Origin of the sequence: Coralliovum pocilloporae (genome assembly GCF_030845175.1) — a bacterium.
Lineage (GTDB): Bacteria > Pseudomonadota > Alphaproteobacteria > Rhizobiales > Cohaesibacteraceae > Coralliovum > Coralliovum pocilloporae.
Map to the genome: position 1 here is coordinate 2,937,429 of NZ_CP132542.1, position 19,588 is coordinate 2,957,016.

At 56.6% G+C, this 19,588-nt stretch carries 15 protein-coding genes; 12 read left to right on the forward strand and 3 right to left on the reverse strand.

Annotated features, from left to right (window positions below; all coding sequences use genetic code 11):
* The first annotated feature begins 9 nt into the window (after positions 1 to 9).
* The 6 genes from RA157_RS13410 (at position 10) to RA157_RS13435 (ending at position 8,004) form a co-directional block, all read left to right on the forward strand.
* Positions 10 to 1,215, forward strand: a complete 1,206-nt coding sequence (locus tag RA157_RS13410) for a cytochrome-c peroxidase (RefSeq protein ID WP_350333637.1) — start codon at positions 10 to 12, stop codon at positions 1,213 to 1,215.
* A gap of 13 nt (positions 1,216 to 1,228) precedes the next feature.
* The gene (locus RA157_RS13415) at positions 1,229 to 1,798 is read left to right on the forward strand and encodes an arsenate reductase (azurin) small subunit (RefSeq protein ID WP_350333638.1); all 570 of its coding nucleotides are present in this window, start codon (positions 1,229 to 1,231) and stop codon (positions 1,796 to 1,798) included.
* 13 nt (positions 1,799 to 1,811) lie between these two features.
* Positions 1,812 to 4,493, forward strand: a complete 2,682-nt coding sequence (locus RA157_RS13420) for an arsenate reductase (azurin) large subunit (protein ID WP_350333639.1) — start codon at positions 1,812 to 1,814, stop codon at positions 4,491 to 4,493.
* Positions 4,494 to 4,667: 174 nt separating this feature from the next.
* The gene (locus tag RA157_RS13425) at positions 4,668 to 6,923 is read left to right on the forward strand and encodes a HEAT repeat domain-containing protein (RefSeq protein WP_350333640.1); all 2,256 of its coding nucleotides are present in this window, start codon (positions 4,668 to 4,670) and stop codon (positions 6,921 to 6,923) included.
* Positions 6,920 to 7,543, forward strand: a complete 624-nt coding sequence (locus RA157_RS13430) for a nitroreductase family protein (RefSeq protein ID WP_350333641.1) — start codon at positions 6,920 to 6,922, stop codon at positions 7,541 to 7,543. Before RA157_RS13425 ends, RA157_RS13430 begins: the two co-directional genes overlap by 4 nt.
* Positions 7,540 to 8,004, forward strand: a complete 465-nt coding sequence (locus RA157_RS13435) for a plastocyanin/azurin family copper-binding protein (RefSeq protein WP_350333642.1) — start codon at positions 7,540 to 7,542, stop codon at positions 8,002 to 8,004. Before RA157_RS13430 ends, RA157_RS13435 begins: the two co-directional genes overlap by 4 nt.
* 38 nt (positions 8,005 to 8,042) lie before the next feature.
* Here the strand turns inward: RA157_RS13435 and RA157_RS13440 are convergent, their stop codons facing one another.
* From RA157_RS13440 to RA157_RS13450, 3 genes are all read right to left on the reverse strand, one after another.
* Positions 8,043 to 10,016 carry a tetratricopeptide repeat protein gene (locus RA157_RS13440; protein ID WP_350333643.1) on the reverse strand — a complete coding sequence of 658 codons (1,974 nt, stop codon included), beginning with the start codon at positions 10,014 to 10,016 and terminating at the stop codon, positions 8,043 to 8,045.
* Between the two features lie 110 nt (positions 10,017 to 10,126).
* Entirely contained in the window at positions 10,127 to 11,584 is a 1,458-nt protein-coding gene (locus tag RA157_RS13445; protein WP_350333644.1) for a sensor histidine kinase, read from the reverse strand.
* Complete coding sequence (locus RA157_RS13450) at positions 11,581 to 12,282, reverse strand: response regulator (protein ID WP_350333645.1); 702 nt, start codon at positions 12,280 to 12,282, stop codon at positions 11,581 to 11,583. The genes RA157_RS13445 and RA157_RS13450 overlap by 4 nt, the downstream gene beginning before the upstream one ends.
* A gap of 232 nt (positions 12,283 to 12,514) precedes the next feature.
* Here RA157_RS13450 and RA157_RS13455 point away from each other — a divergent pair, with 232 nt between their 5' ends.
* The 6 genes from RA157_RS13455 to edd all read left to right on the forward strand — a co-directional run bounded on the left by RA157_RS13455 (position 12,515) and on the right by edd (position 19,587).
* Entirely contained in the window at positions 12,515 to 13,759 is a 1,245-nt protein-coding gene (locus RA157_RS13455) for an ABC transporter substrate-binding protein (RefSeq protein WP_350333646.1), read from the forward strand.
* Between the two features lie 93 nt (positions 13,760 to 13,852).
* The gene (locus RA157_RS13460; RefSeq protein ID WP_350333647.1) at positions 13,853 to 14,749 is read left to right on the forward strand and encodes a carbohydrate ABC transporter permease; all 897 of its coding nucleotides are present in this window, start codon (positions 13,853 to 13,855) and stop codon (positions 14,747 to 14,749) included.
* Positions 14,742 to 15,629 carry a carbohydrate ABC transporter permease gene (locus RA157_RS13465; RefSeq protein ID WP_350333648.1) on the forward strand — a complete coding sequence of 296 codons (888 nt, stop codon included), beginning with the start codon at positions 14,742 to 14,744 and terminating at the stop codon, positions 15,627 to 15,629. The genes RA157_RS13460 and RA157_RS13465 overlap by 8 nt, the downstream gene beginning before the upstream one ends.
* A gap of 5 nt (positions 15,630 to 15,634) precedes the next feature.
* A complete protein-coding gene (locus RA157_RS13470) occupies positions 15,635 to 16,744 on the forward strand; it encodes an ABC transporter ATP-binding protein (RefSeq protein WP_350333649.1) in 1,110 nt (369 codons plus the stop codon).
* A 25-nt stretch (positions 16,745 to 16,769) separates the two neighbouring features.
* Complete coding sequence (locus RA157_RS13475; RefSeq protein WP_350333650.1) at positions 16,770 to 17,753, forward strand: glucokinase; 984 nt, start codon at positions 16,770 to 16,772, stop codon at positions 17,751 to 17,753.
* Between the two features lie 10 nt (positions 17,754 to 17,763).
* Complete coding sequence (edd, locus tag RA157_RS13480) at positions 17,764 to 19,587, forward strand: phosphogluconate dehydratase (RefSeq protein ID WP_350333651.1); 1,824 nt, start codon at positions 17,764 to 17,766, stop codon at positions 19,585 to 19,587.
* Position 19,588 lies beyond the last annotated feature (1 nt).

Sequence of the window (19,588 nt, forward strand, 5' to 3'; positions counted from 1 at the left end):
GGCAAGACAATGACACGTGAACTGTCACGACTTTTGAGCACGATTGCCTCCGCTGCTGTTATCACAGCACTTGGGGCAGGGACGATGACGCTCACCGCTCAGCCGTCAAATGCGGCTGAAAGCCTGAAAATCGAATCCGCCATCAAAGGCGGTGATCCGGATGTGGATCCGGCACTGGAAGCCCTCGGCCCACCGCCGATCCCGGCTGACAACCCCCAGACGCCCGAAAAGATCGAGCTTGGCAAAAAGCTGTTCTTTGATCCGCGTCTTGGCGGTAATCCGTCCACACCATGTTCTGCCTGTCACCTGCCATCTGTTGGCTGGGATGTGGAAGACAAGGTCTCGTTCGGTTATCCGGGCACCGTTCACTGGCGCAACAGCCAGACCATCGTCAACTCCGCTTACTATGGCAAACTGTTCTGGGCAGGCTCTTCGAAGTCTCTTGAATCCCAGGCCAAGTCTGCTGCAGGCGGCGCGGTTGCCGGTAACGGTGAAGCCGATATGATGGAAGCACGCTTGGCGTTTGTTCCGGAATATCGTGAAGCCTTCAACAAGGTCTTCGGCGATCAGTGGCCGAAAATCGGCAATGCATGGCGCGCTATTGCAGCCTTCGAGCGGACCATCGTCCAGACGGATACTCCGTTCGACAATTATCTGCGTGGCGACAAGAATGCCCTGACAGCAAGCCAGAAGCGCGGTCTTGAACTGTTCCGCGGCAAGGCAGGCTGCATCGAGTGCCACAACGGTGCGCTTCTCTCTGACGAGAAGTACTACAACACCGGTGTTCCGCCACTTGATCAGTGGAATGATGATGGCCTGAAACAGGTGACATTCCGCTACGAGCTTTATGCCAAGGGCTCAACGGAGAAGATGTACCGGCATACGAAAGATGATCCGGGCTTCTACTTCCGGTCCAAGGAAAAAGCCGACAAGGGCAAATTCCGCACACCATCCCTGCGCTACACCCTCTACACCGAGCCTTACATGCACAACGGCATGCTGGCGACGCTTGAGGATGTTGTCGAGTTCTACAACCAGGGCGGTGGCACAAACGAGTTCGCCAAGAACAAGACCAAGCTTATCAAGCCTCTCGGCCTGAAGAAGAAGGAAAAAGCTGATCTGGTGAACTTCCTCAAATCTCTGTCCGGCCCGGAAATCCTGATGGATGAACCGGAACTGCCTGACTACGCCCCGCTTCCTGACGCGGCGAACTAGAGAGGGACCCCCAATGACAAACGCAAAGTCCCATAAGTGCAGCTGTACGGGCAATGCCAAGAAGGCCTGCACCATCAACCGCCGACAGTTCCTGTTTGCATCAGGCGCGACCGCTTTCACCGTCATGGTGACAGTGCCGACCGCCGACGGCAAAGCGGAGCAGGTTCCGGCTCTCGTCTCCACCTATCCACGCAAGAAGATCGCCAAACTGTCCGATCTGAAGCAGGACGTTCCGGTTGAATTCGAATATCCGGACGAAGGTGACTACGCAGCCTCCATGCTGGTGAAGACCGGCGTTGAGTGCGGCGGTGGTATCGGCAAGGACAAGGACATCGTGGCCTTTAACCTGACCTGTACCCACCAGGGTGGCGATCTGACGGATACCTATGTGGCTGAACACAAGGCCCTCGGCCCCTGTCCGCTGCATCTGTCGACCTATGATCTGACCCGCCACGGCATTCTGATCTCCGGCCAGGCTTACCAGTCTCTGCCGCAGGTGCTGCTGGAGCTGGATGGCGACGATATCTACGCCGTCGGCATGTTCGGGCTGATCTACGGCCGCTACGACAACCTGATTTCGTAAAGGAGGAACGATCATGGCTACTCCATACTACGTTCCTGAGACCAACGTTCCGCTTCCCCCCAAGGGCGCCGACGTTATCTCAACAGCGTGTGACTACTGTATTGTCGCTTGCGGCTACAAGGTCTACCGCTGGCCGGTCACGGCCAAGCCGGGTGGTCCATCTGCAGATGAAAACGCATTCGGTGAAGATTTCCCGGTCGCGCCACTGGGTGCCTGGGTTGCTCCCAACCAGCACAACATCGTGCTGCACAAGGGCAAGCCACACCATGTGGTGATCATTCCGGACAAGGATGCGAAACACGTCAACACCGATGGTGACAGCTCCCTGCGTGGCGGCTGTATCGCTCAGAAGTGTTACAATCCGCAGACCCCGACTCGTGACCGCCTGAAAACACCACTGATGCGTATCTATGGTACGCTGATGCCGGTTCCGTGGGATCTGGCGCTGGATGTGGCGGCAGAAGTCGGTAATCACGTCATCAAGAAACACGGCACCAATGCCTATGGCGTGAAGACCTTCTCCTACCAGTATATCGAGAACACCTATGCGATCTCGAAATACGCGCTCCGTCACGTCAACACGGCCAACTTCACGTTCCACGACACACCGTCTGACGTGACATCCACACCGGGTTTCCGGGATGCCGGTTTCGACAATTTCGGTCCTGCCTATGAAGACTGGATGAATGCGGAAACGCTTCTGGTCTGCGGTACCGACCCGTATGAAACCAAAACCATCCTCTACACCCAGTGGATGATGAAGGGCATGCAGAACGGTCAGAAAGAGATCTATCTCATTCCGCGTCGTTCCGCAGGTGTTGCATATGCCGAGAAAATGGGCGGCCTGCACATCGACATCACCCCGGGTACTGACCTTCTGGTCGTCAACGCAATCGCTCGCGTGATTGTCGAGAACGGCTGGGAAGATAGCGACTGGATCCAGAAATGGGTCAACAACAAGTGGGAAAGCTCTTCAGGCTTCGGCCAGGGCACCCGCAACACGCCATGGCAGTGGCGGACAACCTGGGGCAAATTCCAGACCAAAGGCTTTGAGGACTGGAAGGAATGGCTCCTGTCGCAGGACGAGTTCAAGCCTGAAAATGCAGCAGAAATCGCTGAGATCGACGTTCAGAAGATCTACACCGCTGCTGAATGGATGGCCAAGCCGAAAGCTGATGGAACCCGTCCGAAGACATCTGTGATGATCGAAAAGGGCTTCTACTGGTCAAACAATACCGGTAACACCCAGGCGATTTCCGCTCTCGGTATCATCGTCGGTGCCGGTGGACGTCCGGGTCAGGTTATTGGTCGTGCCGGTGGTCACCAGCGTGGTGGCGTCAAGGGCGGCAAATATCCGCGCAACAAGTCGCCGGAGAAAGTCCCTGGTCGTCGTCGTCGCGCCATGGATACGGACCGTTACCTGATTTCAGGTCACACACGGTTCGCCCATGTGATCGGCACCACCTGGATCCAGTCCATGTGCGGCAGCCAGCAGCTTGCTGACAAGTTTGAGCAGCTGACGGTTCAGAACCCGCATCAGGTCCGGTCGTTCGACAAGAAAGACATTGTCGATACGCTCAAGGCTCGTGCGGACAGCGGTGGCATGGTCGTCATCAACCAGGATATCTACCTGCAGGATCCGATTGGTAACCGCTATGCGGATATCATCTTCCCGGCAGCGACCTGGGGTGAGGAAGACTTCCTCCGTGCCAATGGTGAGCGTCGCGTCCGTCTGTATCAGAAGTTCTATGATGCACCGGGTGCTGCGAAACCGGACTGGTGGATTATCGCCAACCTCGCCAAGCGTATGGGCTTTGACGGCTTCGATTGGGAAAACTCCAACGAAGTGGCTGAAGAGGCCGTCCGCTTCACCCGCGGCAGCCGCAAGGACTTCTTCGTCCTGAAGAAACTGGCACAGCAGGAAGGCAAGACACTTCATGCCAAGATCCGTGAATTCGGAACAGACGGCATTCAGTGCCCGGCCATGCTCGGAGATGACGGCAAGACCATCATCGAATCCAAGCGCCTGCATGACACGACCCGTGTTCTGCCGGTCAATGGGGCCGCAGGTGTCAACGTCATCGGCAAGAAAGCCACGCACTTCAACAGCCAGACCGGCAAGTGCAACATCCAGAAATCACCATGGAGCCTGTTCTCCGATTACTGGGCATGGCTGAAGCCGAAGAAAGACGAAGGCGAGCTGTGGTGCACATCTGGTCGTATCAATGAGCGCTGGCAGTCCGGTTTCGATGACCGCCGTCGTCCGTATATCGTCCAGCGCTGGCCGGAAAACTGGGTGGAAATCCATCCCGATGATGCCAAGGAACGCGGAATTGAATCCGGTGACTATGTCATGGTCTATTCCGAGCGTGTTCCAGGGCAGAAAAACACCATTATTGGTGTTGAGGGTGATGACTTCCAGTTCTCCAAGCTGATGGAAAACGGTCACATTGAAACCACGAAAGCTGCCATCACCGCAGTGGCCATGGTGACAACAGCGATCAAGAAGAACGTTATCTATATGGACTTCCTGCACATGCAGCAGCCCGCTAACGCTCTTGAAGGTCGTGTGGTCGACTGGATCTCCGGCAACTACAACTACAAGATGGGCGTTGCCAAGATCCGGAAGCTCGGACCGTCTCCTTACAAGACATCGTTCCGCACCATGTCATTTGCTCCGCGCGATATCGCATAGAGCAAGGAACGACACCGAAATTGGGGCTGGCTGATTGCCATGTTTGCCAGCCTCAGCACCGGGTTTGCTCAGTCATACGGCCGACCCGGACTGGCGGGAGCCTCTCAAATTGGGGGAGGGGCTCCCGTCCCCCCAATCCCCATATCCCCCAAGCAAAAACATGGCAGGTTTATCATGAGTGTTTCAGAAACTGGCAAAACCCCGTTCGGCCTTGATGATGCCAAAGCGGTTTTCCGTACTCTTGTCTCCAGTGACTACGATATCGTCCGCTTGAAAGCGGTCCAGGCGCTGCACCAGGTGCAGGCGACGGACAGTGCGGATTGTCTGGTGGAAGCTCTGAGAGATGATGATGAAGACGTCCGGATTGATGCGGTCAGCGCTCTTGCTGACCTTGGCGATGAGGCTGTTATTCCGGCCTTGCTTGAAAATCTGGTTTACGACCCCTGTGGTGAGGTGAAGCTGGCCTGCGTCAAGGCTCTTGGCAAGCTCGGCGGTCGCGATGCTATTCCCTATCTCAGAAAGCTTGTCACCTCCCGCAGTGATGATGATGAGATGATCTGGGATGAGGATGAAGCCTATCAGACGGAATGGGATGACTGGCTGGATATCCAGATTGCCGCTATTGAAACCCTTGGCCGATTTGGTGATGAAGAAGCCGTTGAGCCGATTGTCCTGGCGGTCAATGATGACGAGGCGCAGGATCTGGGGCCGGTGGCCATGGAAGCTCTGGGCCGGATTGGTGATGCAGCACTGCCGTCTCTTGGCATGTTCATGAACTCGACCCGCCGCAGGCTCCGCTATCAGGCAACCCGTGCCGTTGCGGGCCTGGACGGTGAAAAGGCCGAAGCCCTGCTGAACCGTGCACTGGACGACAAGGACGCGTCTATCCGTCTGGTCGCCTTTGAAACGCTGCTTGATCGGGACGCAAGCCTTGACCTGTTCGAGCGTGCTCTGGGTGATGCCCATGAAGATATCCGCATTGCGGCTTTTGCCCGGCTTGATCTGGCGGAGGAAGCCCTGCTGAACCGGGTTCTGAATGACCCGAGCCCCGTCGTCCAGCTTTCCCTCATCAACCGGATCGACCCCACAGAATCTTGCGAGAGGCGGGATGACACGCGGTTCCGGACCCTTGAGCTTCTGTCCCGCTCCGGCAATGGCGAAGTGGCTGCCACAGCCTTTGGCCGACTGGCGGCCATTGCAACGCCGCTTGTGAAGAATGAATTGATTGACCTCTTCGGTGATCGGGAAGACAAGCCCGATGATCTGGAGCGTCGCCAGTGGGCTGCCGTGGACGGGCTTGCCGCCTCTGCAAATCCGGACGCTATGGAATGGCTGCAGAAGGCCTGCCGGTCTGAGTTTCGTGCGGTTCGTCTGAAAGCGCTTACCGCTGTTGGTGTCTGCCTTGAACGTGGCGACAAGACACTGGTTGCCCGTCAGCAGGCCAGCGAGATTGTGCTCAGTCTGGCGCTACCGGCACCTGCCGCTGATCCGGGCGATGAAGACGCGGATATCGGGGAGCAGGAAGCTGTCAAGGATGACCGGCATGCACTGAAGGCGGCAGGGCTTGATATTGGTGACGGCGATGCCGATGCAGAGCAGGGCCCGACGTCAAGCCTTGGCGCTATTCTGGGCCATGAGGAAATCGCCGAGGAACTGGTGGAAGAGGCAGCGGCTGATAATTCGGCGACCATCCTGTCTCCCAACGAGGAAATCCTGCTGAACCGGGCGCGCCGCAACATCTCCCGCCGCAAAGTGGCTCTGGATGCAGATGCGGCTTCGCTTGATCAGGAAACACAGCTGACGGCAATCCAGCTTCTGGGAACCTTGCCGGACTGGCAGGGCAATCTGCTGTCTCTTGCAACAGAGACGGATGTAGATCGCGCAACGGCTGCTCTGGATGGCTTGTTGAGGTCGATTGACCGCTTTGGTCTGAAGGCTGGCGAAGATGCTCTCGCCGATGTCATTCCGAACCTGATTGTGGCAACGGATGCCGGTATCAGATTGCGGGCCGTCCGTCTGACAGCTTTCCTTCCCCTTGATAAGGCCTCTGACATCCTGCTGGCTGTGCTCGGCGATGAAGATGCCAATGTTCGGGCAGAAGCAATCCGGCTCCTCGGTGGAATGACGGTAACGGCAGAGGCTGTCACACCTCTCTTAGGCGACAGCTCTTCTCTGGTTCGCCAACAGGCCATGCGGACTCTTTGTGTGGTTGATCCCGCTCAGGCCCGCGACCATTTGCTCTCTTTCCTTCTGGACAATCCCGAGCAATCCTTGACGGCCTATATGCCTGACGACAGCAGTGCAGCACCGGTGATCGGAGCGCATATTGCTGACCGTCTGGCCAATGACAATGAACGTGCGACCTGGCCTGTGCTCCTCCCGGCTCTGGCCAGTCTGTATCAGACTAATGGATTGGCGGTGGCGTCATGATAAGCCCGGCAACCTATGATTCCTATGACGACGACTATGCGGATATCGTCACAGAGACGATTCTGTCCCGTCATTCTGTCTCCCCGAAGGTTCTGGAAGCACCAGGGCCTTCAACGGATCAGCTCCGGACCATGATCAAGGCGGCGGCTTCCGCTCCTGATCACGGTCTGATCCGCCCGTGGCGCTTCATCGATTTTCCGGGGCGGTCCCGGAAAATGCTGGCGGATGTGTTCGAACGGGCTCTGCTTGAGCGGTTCTCGGACGCAGATGATGAAGACCGCAGGCGGGCCCGCGAAAAAGCGGCACGCGCACCCACGTTGCTGGGGCTTGTGGCCCAGATTGCTGAAGATGAGATGCGCGTGACCCGCGATGACCAGATCGCGTCCTGCGGTGCTGCGCTTCAGAATATTCTGCTGACGGCCCATGCCATGGGCTATGGCGCACGCGCCATGAGTGGCCGGGCCGTGAGAACGGAATCGTTCCGTTCTGCTATCGGTCTGGCAGATAATGAAGAATTCCTTTGTTTTATCGCCATGGGCACGCCGTCACGATGCGGTCGCGAGCGACAGAGACCTGAGCCGGAAACCATTTTGAGTGTCTGGGAAGGCTGGAGCCAATGATCAAAACCACATTATCGGCCCTTTGTGTCGCGCTGAGCCTTGGGCTTGGCGCGGCTTTCGCTGCTGAACCGCAGCATGAAGTCAAACAGGTCATCGATCTTCAGGCAACATCAAGCCTGCATGCGTTCCGGTTTGAACCAAGCTATCTCAGGATTGCCAAAGGTGAGGTGGTCCGCTTCACAGGTTCAACCGGCAGACATACGGTGTCTTCCATTCCGGGCATGATCCCGGACGGGGCAAAGCCGTTTGAAATCCGTGGCAAGCCGGTGATGGATCTGGCCTTTGATGTGGAAGGTGTCTATGGCGTCCGCTGCCGCGTCCATGGCCGCCATGGCATGGTCATGCTGCTGGTGGTCGGTGAGGATCGCGCCAATCTGCCTACCGCACGTGAGCGGGTGAAACGGGTCAAGCCAGCGGAGCAGGTGCAGTTTATCGACCTGTTCAAGAAACTGGACGAGTAATCTCGAAGCTCTCAGGTGGCGGTCTCAAACGGAAACCATCACTTGTTTTCAATGAAGATACGTGCCGCCTCTGTGACCTTCTTGATCGGTTTTGACCAGTCTTCCGGTGTTTCCTGTCGGAAGAGCTGTAATGCACCCTGATACCAGTCTATCGGGTTCTCTTCAGGCATCCAGCGCCAGTCCGGTGCGGTTGGGAGCAGAGTGAAGCAGGTTTTTCCCAACGCGCCAGCAAAATGCACCGTTGAGTTGTCGATGCTGATTACCAGGTCAAGTGCGGCAACCTGCGCTGTGAAATTGTCCAGATCCTTCAACGGATCCGCATCATCCCAATCATGAATTGAAACTCCGAGTGCCTCTGAAACCCGGTCCGCGTCGGCCTTGTGCGCACCATATTGCAGATTAATGAAATTGGCTGGCAGATTGAGGATGGGAGCCCAGTCTTCGAGCTGGATGGATCGGGCAAGCCTGGTGGTCAGAATATTGCCGCCATACCAGGAAATCCCAATGGAAACCGGATGAGGCAAAGCCTCCAGACGGTCTTTCCAGAGAGTAAGCCGGTCTGTATCAGGCTTGAGATAGGGCTCAGCCCTGAGCGGCAGGCCTTTCTTCCGGGCCAGACGCAACAGAGAGCCGGACGCAATCATTCGGTCGGGCGGGGCAGGCAGGTGCGTATAGCGGTTGGTCTCATCCCGGCTGATAAACGTCATATCCGGAAAAGAGCGCTCAAACAGCGGTATCAGCCTTTTGTCACAGCCCGCGATTATGTCTGCGTTCACATGACTGGACAGGTGTTTGAACATGCTGGCGAACATTACTTCGTCACCGACGCCCTGTTCCGGCCAGACAAAGAGGCGTTCGACCTTCTCATCAAGGCTGTTCAAAGAGGGCAGAGGCAGTTGCGGAGGAGGGGCTGTCACCGACTGGCTTCTGCGATCCATACGCCATTCATACTCGTCCAGTCCCTGATCCACATGGCCCAGAGACAGAAGAACCCTCGCCAGACCATGGTGGGCGTCCGGGTAGTCCTGTCTTAGTTTCAGAGTGTGTATATAGGTTTGCAGAGCCTGCTGGTTTTGGCCAAGTGCATGCTGGACACAGGCCAGATTGTTGTAACCTTCTGCTCGGTCAGGGGCGGCTTTCACAGAGAGAACAGCGTGCTGCAAGGCGTTATCGTAATCAGCCTCTTTCAACAGAAAGGTTGCCAGATTGCCATGCGCTGCGGCGTGATCCGGTTGGAGTTGGACCGTGGTTCGCAATGCATCAATCGCCAGATGTGGTTGTTCAAGGCCATAGAGCGCAGTGCTGAGATTGAAATGAGCCTCAGCTTCATCTGGCTTGATCTCAATAGCATTTGCACAGCATCGCGCAGCTTCTTCATACCGCTTGAGATCATTCAGGGTGACCGCAAGGTTGATATGAGCATGATAATATTGCGGATTGAGCCGGATGGCTGCGATATAGTTGGGGATTGCCTCAAGACGTTTCCCCGCATCCTTTTGAGTGGCGGCCAGATTATTGAACAGTTCCGGCTTGTCAGGACTTTGCTTGATAGCCTGTTGAAAGATGTCTTCCGCATCCGCATAGCGCTTCAGTGCGCGGAAGGCGTTCCCGAGATTGTTGAGGATATTGGTGTTCTCGGGATCGAGCTTGAGTGCTGTCTGATAATGGTCAATCGCGCCTTGGGTCTGCCCCGCGGCAGCGTAGAGAATTCCAATCAGATTATGCAGCTCTGAACGATCTGGGTGCTGTTCTGCAAGTGAGACGGCATCAGACAGAAGTGTCGCATCTGAACCCGATTTGTATCGGTTCACGAGACTTGCGAACTGGCCTTCAAAGGATCCCGAGCCGCTGTCCTGTCCCAGCTGCCGTAAGCCGTCTTTGGCTCTCTGGTTTGAGGGATAGCGCTCTGCAATTGCTTCAAAAAGCGCGCGAGCTTCCTGAACCCGACCCTTGCGGGCGAGCTTGTTGGCCTTTTTCAGGTCTCGGTCGAGCGAAATGGCAGTCAGAGACATAGGTCGGCTCCGTTGAGCATTCTGTGTCAGGCCTTACTTTCTGAAACGTTCTGATTCTGTGTGGAAGCTTATCATTGTCGCAGGGGAGTGTCCTGCTGCAGCTGTCTGGCTCATCCGTCAGACCGACGGGATGACCCATCATCGCGTGGCAGGATCACCTGGGCCAGAAGGCCGGGATCCTGATTGGTCAGACTCAGATTGCCTCCATGACGATGGATGATGCCGTGCGCGATGCTGAGGCCCAGGCCACTGCCTTGCGGCATGTTGGCCCTCTGCCCGCGTACGAAGGGAAGAAGCATCTTCTCCATTTGACCATCAGGTATGCCCGGGCCATTGTCCTGAACAGAAACGAGAAGGCTTTCCGCACTGTCATAATGGACGGAAACCGTGACACGCGATCCGAACTTGAGCCCGTTGTCGATCAGATTGGAAAAGGCGCGTCGCAGGCTGTTGGGGCGCCCCAGCATCATGCCGTTCGGGGCATAATCCACGGGTGCCGCACTGCTGAGACTGAACACTGATCCCACATAGCCCAGATCAAGAGTGGCTTCTGGCTGGAAATCAACTGCGCGACCGGAATCCGTATAATCATCACACAGGCTCTCAAGCAGGGTGACAAGAGAAAACCGGGCCTGCTCCTCAGGGTCATGGCCGAGCGACAGAAGATCAAGAGCACCGCTGACCAGGTCAGACAATTCTTCAAGGTCATGACTGAATTTATTGCGCAGGGTCTCGTCATCAATCATCTCGGCCCGCAATCGCATCCGGGTGACAGGCGTTCTGAGGTCATGGGAAATGGCAGCGAGGCTGCGGTTCTGGGATTCCTGCTCCAGATCGAAATCCCGTTGCAATCGCCTTAGCATGTCGCCGACTGCCACGGCCTCCTCAGATGCCAGAGCGCCAAGATCGTCGGGAGAGCGAATGCCATCCTTGCGCGCCAGCATTCTGAAGGGTCGGGACAGAGAAACCGCCAACGGGATTGTTGCTGCCAGCAGAAGCGAGAAAATGACAAGACCAAGCAGAAGGCTCTGGGTCTCGGAATACCGGTTGGCCCAGAGCATTTCTGATTGAACCTCAACAACGTTTTCATCATCCAGGTAGACCAGAAGCCGGGCTCCCTTGTCCTGCCGGGCGATGTTGCGTGAAAGGTCTGCAAGGCGCTGCTCGCCCCTGTTCTCCTGTCTGCCCGCCTGCCTGCTGGCACGCAGAAGGTTGGGGCGAGGGGGCACACTGTCGAAAATCACAGCTGATCTGTAGCGGACTCCATCAAGAACCAGGATAAGCGGATAGATCTCTCCGTCGACCTGGCTGGGGAATTGATCCAGAAGCCGGGTTTGATAGAGAAGGGTGCTGCCGTTGAGCTTCGCTGATGCGGGACGTCGGACAAGGTCAAGCAGGGTTCGGCCAGATGAGAATGCTGTACTGAGGATATTCTGGCGCTGGTAATAATTGGCCACGGTCCAACCGGTTACGGCAGCGCCCGTCAGGAAGGCCGTAATGACCAGTAACGGCAGACGGGCTGTGAGAGAGTGCGGCAGAAGTCGCAGAAATCTCGAAAATACAGTCATTCCGGTTCGAACTCGGCGCAGAATTTGTAACCTTCATTGCGAACCGAGCGGATAAAATCGGCAGTCGGGTCCGTATCCATAAGCTTCTTGCGCAGACGGCTGACCAGAATATCGATGCGTCGGTCACCGGGAGAGACTTCAATACCATCCAGCAGCATGGAGATATGGTCTCGTGACACCGGCTCAGGTGATGCATGAACCAGCTCCATCAGAACAGACAACTCGCGTGTGCTGAGAGGAACAAGAACGGCATTAGGAGCATGGAGTTGCTGCCGGGCCCTATCAAGTGACCAGCCGGAAAAACGGATCTGGCCGTTGGGTTTCTGTGTGCTGACCTCAGTCTGCGCCCGTCGCAGCAGCGCGTTCATCCGCGCCAGAAGTTCCCTTGGGTTGAACGGCTTTTCCAGATAGTCATCCGCACCCAGTTCGATGCCGATAATTCGTTCCATATCACCTTTGACCGCTGACAGGATAATGATTGGAACGGAGGATGTCTGACGCACATACTTGCAGTAATCGAGCCCGGATTGTCCGGGGAGCATGATGTCGATGATCAGAATGTCAAAATCATCGCCGGAATGTGTCCGAGCTTCTTCAACCGATCCGGAAACCGTACAGTTAAAGTCCCGTTCTGACAGATACTCTGATAGCAATGAGGAGATTTCCGGATCATCCTCAATCACATGAACACGACGCACTTGCTCCTCCCGCGTCTGGTCTTGGTCACAGTATCTATCATATTTGTCCGCCTGTACGGCCAGTTTTGTAACACTTTGTAACGTCAGGCGGTATCGGGCGCATGGTCTGAAACAAAAACATACAAAAAGCTGCATCTGGCAGGCCCTGCCTTGCTGTACAAAGATAGCAAGACTCGGTCCGTTGATGGGTAACGGGCCGATCGGGATCAGATCTGGATTCTGGGAGGGAACCATGAAATCGCTGAAATTTGCCCTGATGGGCGCTGTTGTCATGCTGGCATCTGCGGCACATGCCGAGCCGAAGGCCGAAGTGCTCCATTACTGGACATCCGGTGGAGAGGCGAAAGCTCTGAAAGAACTTCAGAAAGCGTTCAATGCCCGCGGCGGAAAATGGGTGGATGCACCCGTTGCCGGTGGCGGCGGAGATGCGCAGGCTGCCGTTCTGCGGGCCCGCGTTCTGTCTGGTGACCCGCCTGCTGCTGTGCAGATCAAGGGGCCGAACATCAAGGAATGGGCGGAAGCAGGTGCTCTTGGCGATCTGTCCGAAGTGGCCAGTGCGCAGGGCTGGGATGATGTCCTGCCTGAAGCCATCAAGGACATCGTCAAGTATGAAGGCAAATATGTTGCCGTCCCGGTGAATGTGCATCGTGTTGACTGGATCTGGGCCAACCCCGCCGTATTGGCCAAGGTGGGAGCAAAGGTTCCGACCACCTGGGATGAGTTCAACGAAACCGCAGAAAAGCTGAAAGCCGCAGGCATTATTCCGCTGGCGCATGGTGGGCAGCCCTGGCAGGACGCAACTGTGTTTGAAACCGTTGTGCTGGGTGTTGGCGGTATCGATTTCTACAGAAAGGCGCTGGTTGAGCTCGATGAGGAGGCCCTCGGTTCCGAAACCATGGTCAAGGTCTTTGACCAGATGCGCAAAATCCGCGGCTTTGTTGACCCTGATTTCCCGGGCCGTGACTGGAACCTGGCAACAGGCATGGTGATGCGCGGAGAAGCCGCAATGCAGATCATGGGCGACTGGGCCAAGGGTGAGTTCGTCGCTGCTGGCAAGAAACCGGGCGTGGATTACATCTGTGCGCCAACACCATCCGCTGGGGGCTATCTTCTGAACTCGGACAGTTTTGCCATGTTCAATGTGTCTGGAGATGACAATGAGGCAGGCCAGGCGATCCTGGCTGAACTGATCCTGGGTGAGGAGTTTCAGGAGACCTTCAACCTCTTCAAGGGGTCTGTTCCGGCGCGGATTGGTGTGAAGCGGGACAACTTCGATGAATGCGCCATCCGGTCCATGGATGATATGGTGTCATCTGCCAAAAATGGCACACTTCTGGGCTCCATGGCTCATGAGATCGCGCAGGCCGGTGCTGTTCGCGGTGCCTTCATTGATGTGGCAACAGCGCATTTCAACTCGGATATGTCGTCGGAAGACGCGGCCAGCAAGCTGGTTGATGCAATCCGTCTTGCCAAATAATCGGCTCTGAACCATCACCACCAGTCTGCCCAGGTGCAGACTGGTGGTGAGACACAGCTGATAGTCTCTTCTGTCTCATGATCGGAGTCTGAAATGGCACGCCCGTCAGCCGGGGGTTCGTGGCGCCTTGATCGTCTGATCCCGCAAATTGTTGTCTCGCCGGGTTTTCTGGCCATCCTGCTCTTTGTCTACGGTTTCATTCTGTGGACGGGTTATGTCTCCATGACCAAGTCCCGCATGCTGCCGAAATACGACTTTGCCGGACTGATCCAGTATGAGCGCCTGTTTCAGATGGATCGCTGGAATGTGGCCATCAACAATCTCTTTGTCTTTGGGGTCCTGTTTATTCTGGTCTCGATTGTGATTGGTTGTCTCTTGGCCGTGTTGCTCGATCAGAAAATCAGAGCAGAAGGCTTTATCCGCACCGTCTATCTTTATCCGATGGCAATTTCCTTCATCATCACGGGAACGGCCTGGAAATGGATCATGAACCCATCTCTTGGCCTGGAAACCGTGGTCCGATCCTGGGGTTGGGAAAGCTTCTCCTTTGGCTGGACAGTGGATCAGGACCTGGCGGTCTATGCCCTCGTCATGGCGGCCGTCTGGCAGTCGAGCGGCTTTGTCATGGCTCTGTTTCTCTCGGCCCTTCGCAGTGTCGATCAGGATATCATCAAAGCGGCCAGCCTGGATGGAGCAACACCGTTCCGCATTTACACGCGGATCATTCTGCCCTCCATGCGTCCGGTCTTCATGAGTGCGGTGGTCATCCTCTCGCATCTGGCCATCAAGAGCTTTGATCTGGTGGTGGCGCTGACGGGCGGCGGGCCGGGTTATGCCTCAACCTTGCCAGCCAATTTCATGTACGAGATGACCTTCCGCCGCAATGAAATCGGTGTCGGTGCAGCATCCGCAATGGTCATGCTGGCAACGGTGGCGGCGATCATGGTGCCATATCTGTACTCGGAACTGAGGGGGCAGAAACATGATTAAGTCTGCACCATTGAATGGCGACGGCGGTATGTCAAAGCTGGCTGGCCGTTGTCTGATCTGGACCGCGCTTGTGGTCTTCGCGCTCTGGTTCCTGTTGCCCGCCTATGTGGTGGTTGGCACATCCCTCAAGGATCTGGAAGAGATACGCGGCGGTTCGCTGCTGGCTCTGCCACATGAAATCAATCTCGATGCCTGGCGGTTTGCCTGGAGTGAGGCCTGTATCGGTGTGGAATGTACCGGACTTGAACCCTATTTCTGGAACTCGGTGGCCATGGCGGTTCCTGCCGTTCTCCTGTCCACCTTCCTTGGAGCGATCACGGGTTATTCGCTGACGAAATGGCAGTTCAGAGGCGCGAATATCGTCTTTGCCCTGATCTTGTTCGGCTGTTTTGTGCCGTTTCAGGTCGTCATCCTGCCCATGGCCCAGACATTGGGTATTCTGAGGATCACGAATACGGTCTATGGCCTCATTCTGGTCCATACCGTCTATGGTCTGGCCTTCACCACACTGTTTTTCCGCAATTACTACGTCACCATCCCTGATGAGCTGGTCCGGGCTGCAACAATCGACGGGGCCGGGTTCTTCACCATCTTCTTCCGTATCATCTTGCCTTTGTCGCCGCCCATTATCGTGGTCTCGGTCATCTGGCAGTTCACCCAGATCTGGAATGACTTCCTGTTTGGCGCAAGTTTCACCACTGGCGGAACCCAGCCGATCATGGTGGCCATGAACAATCTGGTGAACACCACGACCGGGGTGAAACAATACAATGTGGATATGGCTGCCGCGCTGATCACGGCAGCTCCCACAATACTCGTCTACATCATTGCCGGGCGCTATTTCGTCCGCGGTCTGACCGCTGGCTCCGTGAAAGGGTAGAAATCATGGCTTCTCTTACCATCAAGAATGCAGTCAAGCGTTATGGCTCTGTCGAGGTTCTGAAGAATGTCTCCATCGATCTGAAAGATGGCGAGTTTCTGGTCCTTCTCGGTGCATCCGGCTGCGGCAAGTCCACGCTTCTGAATATGATTGCCGGGCTTGAAAGCGTGACGGAAGGCGAGATCATGATTGGCGATCGCGTCATCAACGATGTGCATCCGAAAGATCGGGATATCGCCATGGTATTCCAGTCCTATGCGCTCTATCCCAACATGACAGTTGCGAAGAATATCGCGTTTGGTCTGGAAATGAGGGGTGTTCCCAAGGCAGAGCGGCAGCAGGCGGTGCAGAGCGTTGCCAGCATGCTGCAGATCGATCATCTGCTGAACCGGAAACCGGCGCAATTGTCTGGCGGCCAGCGCCAGCGCGTGGCCATGGGGCGGGCCCTGGTCCGTCGCCCGGAAGTATTCCTGTTCGATGAGCCTCTGTCCAATCTGGACGCCAAGCTCAGACTTGAGATGCGTACAGAAATCAAACGGTTACACAAAGAACTTAATGCAACAATGGTTTATGTGACGCACGATCAGATCGAGGCGCTTACCTTGGCGGACCGGATCGCGATCCTGCGGGATGGTCACGTCCAGCAACTGGCGTCGCCGTCTGAGATCTACAACAGCCCGGCCAATATGTTTGTAGCTGGTCTGGTGGGCTCGCCGCCGATGAATTTCATCCCCGCCCGCATCCGTCAGACGGAGCACGAGCTTTTTGCTGACGTTGATATGGGCGAAGGGCAGACACTGTCTCTGTCTCTCGCTCGCAACGGCGCGGATGTCAGCACCTATATCAATCAGGAGGTTGTTGTGGGCCTGCGCCCGGAAATGATCACCTATACCGGCCGGGGTGATGCAGCAGGCGAACAGGGTGTGGACTGCGAGGTCAATGTGGTGGAACCGACTGGGGCGGATACGCTGTGTTTCCTGAAATGGGGAGAGCAGAATGTGATTGCCCGGGTAAACTCTGCCATTGAGCCCATGTCTGGTGACATGCTGCGTTTCACCATCGATATGAAGCGTGCAACCCTGTTTGATCCAGCCTCCCAGACCCGTATTGTATGAGTCCTGACCCTAGAGGGAGACCGGGATGGTTTGGGATCTGATCGCCGATATCGGCGGTACCAATATGCGCCTCGCTGCTGTCATTGATGGAGAAATTGCCCATCGTATCACCCATGAGACGTCCGGGGCTCTGGCTGTCACGGAGGGTCTGTCAGCGCTCTGTCGGCACATGGCAACATCACCGCGTCGGGTCTGGGTTGCAGCCGCCGGTGTTGTCAGGGGCGGATACGTGCAGCTAACCAATGGCGGGCAGGGGTTTTCCGAGAGAGATCTTCTGCAGGCAACCGGGGCTGAGACTGCCCGCATCATGAATGATTTTGAAGCCGCAGCCTGGTCGCTGGTCTCTCCCGGTCAGGCGGACCTTCTGGTCCTGCAGGGAGACGCCCCTGAGCCTGAAGGCCGAACGCCGAGGCTGATTGTCGGGCCGGGAACCGGTCTTGGTGTCGGGTCTCTGGTATGGCGCGGCGACTGCCCCGTTGTGGTGCCGGGTGAGGGCGGTCATGTGCGGATAGCACCGCGCCATGCGCAAGATATTCCGCTGTTTGAAACGCTCGGGAATCTTTGGCCGGAAACACGGATGGCCCAGGGGCAGGAAGGGCATCTGGCACTGGAAGCGGAAGCCATCATCAGCGGCACAGGCATACCGGTTCTGATGAGGGCGTTGTGTCAGCTTCACGGGCGCGAAGAGGAAGTCTGGGATGCTGCAGCTGTTTTTGAAGCCGCACGGCTGCAATCAGATCCGTTAGCGTCTGAGGCGGTTGAGCTGCTCTGTACGTTTCTAGGCGCAGTAGCCGGGGATCTGGCACTTGTGGTCAATGCGCGTGGGGGTGTGTTTCTCTGTGGCGGTGTTCTGGCGGGCAATGCCTGGATTTTCGACAGGCCAACCTTTCTTGATGCCTTTAATCAGGGTGGGCGTCATACGGTGTTCAGGAAGACTCTGCCAATCTACTTGTATCGAGATGCGAAATTCGGACTGAATGGTGTGCTGAACGCCATGAGTCATCAATGAGGCGGGAACAATGGAACGATCAGTACAGGACGTGGTGAAACGGGTGACGGATCGTGTGCGCGAACGCAGCAGAGCGACCCGCGAGCCTTATCTGACACGGATGGAAAAAGCACGGGCAGACGGGCCAAACCGAGCCCATCTGACCTGTGGTAATCAGGCTCATGCCTATGCCGCATCACCGGATGAGGACAAGGATCTGCTTGCCGGTGGGCGCGTGCCCAATCTTGGGATTGTGACGGCTTACAATGACATGCTGTCCGCCCACCAGCCTTATGAGGCCTATCCTGCTCTCATTCGCCAGGCTGCCCGGGAGATGGGGGCAACAGCGCAGGTTGCAGGCGGTGTGCCCGCCATGTGTGATGGGGTCACACAGGGGCAGACTGGAATGGACCTGTCGCTGTTTTCCCGGGATCTCATTGCCATGGCCAGCGGGGTTGCGCTGTCTCACAATGTCTTTGATTCAACGGTTTATCTGGGTGTGTGTGACAAGATCGTCCCCGGTCTCGTTATCGCGGCGGCCACCTTTGGCCATCTGCCAGCGGTCTTTCTGCCCGCCGGTCCCATGACATCCGGCCAGACCAATGATGAGAAGGCCAGGGTCAGGCAGGACTTCGCGAAAGGCCTTATCGGGCGCGACGAACTGCTGAAGTCCGAGATGGCATCCTATCACGGACCGGGCACCTGCACGTTCTATGGTACGGCCAACACCAATCAGATGCTGATGGAATTTATGGGTTTGCATCTGCCTGCGGCGAGTTTTGAAAACCCGGGCTCAGGTATGCGCGAGGCGCTGACTCTGGCCGGTGCCAGGCGGGCCGTGGAAATTTCTGCCCTGGGCGATGATTACCGCCCGGTCTGCCATATCCTCGATGAGCGGGCTTTCGTCAATGGCATCGTCGGCTTGAATGCAACAGGCGGGTCCACCAATCTGCTCATTCACCTGCTGGCCATGGCACGCGCGGCTGGTGTCGTGCTGGACTGGGAGGATTTTGAGGAGATCTCTGCCGTCACACCGCTTCTGGCGCGGGTGTATCCCAACGGGCTGGCTGATGTGAACCAGTTCCATGCCGCTGGTGGTCTTGGCTTTCTCATCGGCGAATTGCTGCACGCGGGCCTGCTGCATCCGGATACGGAGACTGTGGCGGGGCAGGGGCTTGAACTCTATACCCGTGAGCCGAGGCTGCAGGGGGACAAAACCCTGCACTGGGTAGCCGGGGTCGGAACCTCGCTTAACGAGAATATCGTGCGTGGCTATGACCAGCCGTTTCAGGAGACCGGTGGGCTCAAGCGACTGGATGGCTCTCTCGGCGCTGCCGTAATGAAGATCTCAGCCGTTGCAGAGGACCGGCATGTGATTGAAGCCCCTGTAAAAGTGTTTCGCACTCAGGAAGCGGTCCGAGCAGCTTTTCAGGCTAAAGAGCTTGATCAGGATGTGGTGGTCGTCGTCCGGTATCAGGGGCCAAAAGCCAATGGCATGCCGGAGCTGCACAATCTGACGCCCATTCTGGCCGTCCTGCAGGATCGGGGGCACCGTGTGGCCCTTGTCACCGATGGCAGAATGTCCGGGGCATCCGGCAAGGTGCCAGCCGCTATCCATGTAAGTCCGGAGGCTCTTGATGGTGGCCCCATCGCACGACTTCAAGACGGGGACAAGGTCCGCGTTGATGCCCGGAACGGTCGGCTTGATATTCTCGATGAAGCGGTTCTTGATCGGCCGGTTGAAGCGCCTGATCTGAGTGAACATCACACAGGCACGGGCCGGGAATTGTTTACGCTCTTCAGACAGAATGTCGGGACAGCGGAGTTCGGCGCAACCATTCTGTTTGGAGATTAGA

What these genes read in the sequence shown, in the direction of transcription:
- RA157_RS13475 (WP_350333650.1), top strand. Translation starts at nt 16,770, where the DNA reads ATGGTTTGGGATCTGATCGCCGATATCGGCGGTACCAATATGCGCCTC.
- RA157_RS13455 (WP_350333646.1), top strand. Translation starts at nt 12,515, where the DNA reads ATGAAATCGCTGAAATTTGCCCTGATGGGCGCTGTTGTCATGCTGGCA.
- edd (WP_350333651.1), top strand. Translation starts at nt 17,764, where the DNA reads ATGGAACGATCAGTACAGGACGTGGTGAAACGGGTGACGGATCGTGTG.
- RA157_RS13460 (WP_350333647.1), top strand. Translation starts at nt 13,853, where the DNA reads ATGGCACGCCCGTCAGCCGGGGGTTCGTGGCGCCTTGATCGTCTGATC.
- RA157_RS13425 (WP_350333640.1), top strand. Translation starts at nt 4,668, where the DNA reads ATGAGTGTTTCAGAAACTGGCAAAACCCCGTTCGGCCTTGATGATGCC.
- RA157_RS13415 (WP_350333638.1), top strand. Translation starts at nt 1,229, where the DNA reads ATGACAAACGCAAAGTCCCATAAGTGCAGCTGTACGGGCAATGCCAAG.
- RA157_RS13470 (WP_350333649.1), top strand. Translation starts at nt 15,635, where the DNA reads ATGGCTTCTCTTACCATCAAGAATGCAGTCAAGCGTTATGGCTCTGTC.
- RA157_RS13410 (WP_350333637.1), top strand. Translation starts at nt 10, where the DNA reads ATGACACGTGAACTGTCACGACTTTTGAGCACGATTGCCTCCGCTGCT.
- RA157_RS13420 (WP_350333639.1), top strand. Translation starts at nt 1,812, where the DNA reads ATGGCTACTCCATACTACGTTCCTGAGACCAACGTTCCGCTTCCCCCC.
- RA157_RS13465 (WP_350333648.1), top strand. Translation starts at nt 14,742, where the DNA reads ATGATTAAGTCTGCACCATTGAATGGCGACGGCGGTATGTCAAAGCTG.
- RA157_RS13430 (WP_350333641.1), top strand. Translation starts at nt 6,920, where the DNA reads ATGATAAGCCCGGCAACCTATGATTCCTATGACGACGACTATGCGGAT.
- RA157_RS13440 (WP_350333643.1), bottom strand. Translation starts at nt 10,016, where the DNA reads ATGTCTCTGACTGCCATTTCGCTCGACCGAGACCTGAAAAAGGCCAAC.
- RA157_RS13445 (WP_350333644.1), bottom strand. Translation starts at nt 11,584, where the DNA reads ATGACTGTATTTTCGAGATTTCTGCGACTTCTGCCGCACTCTCTCACA.
- RA157_RS13435 (WP_350333642.1), top strand. Translation starts at nt 7,540, where the DNA reads ATGATCAAAACCACATTATCGGCCCTTTGTGTCGCGCTGAGCCTTGGG.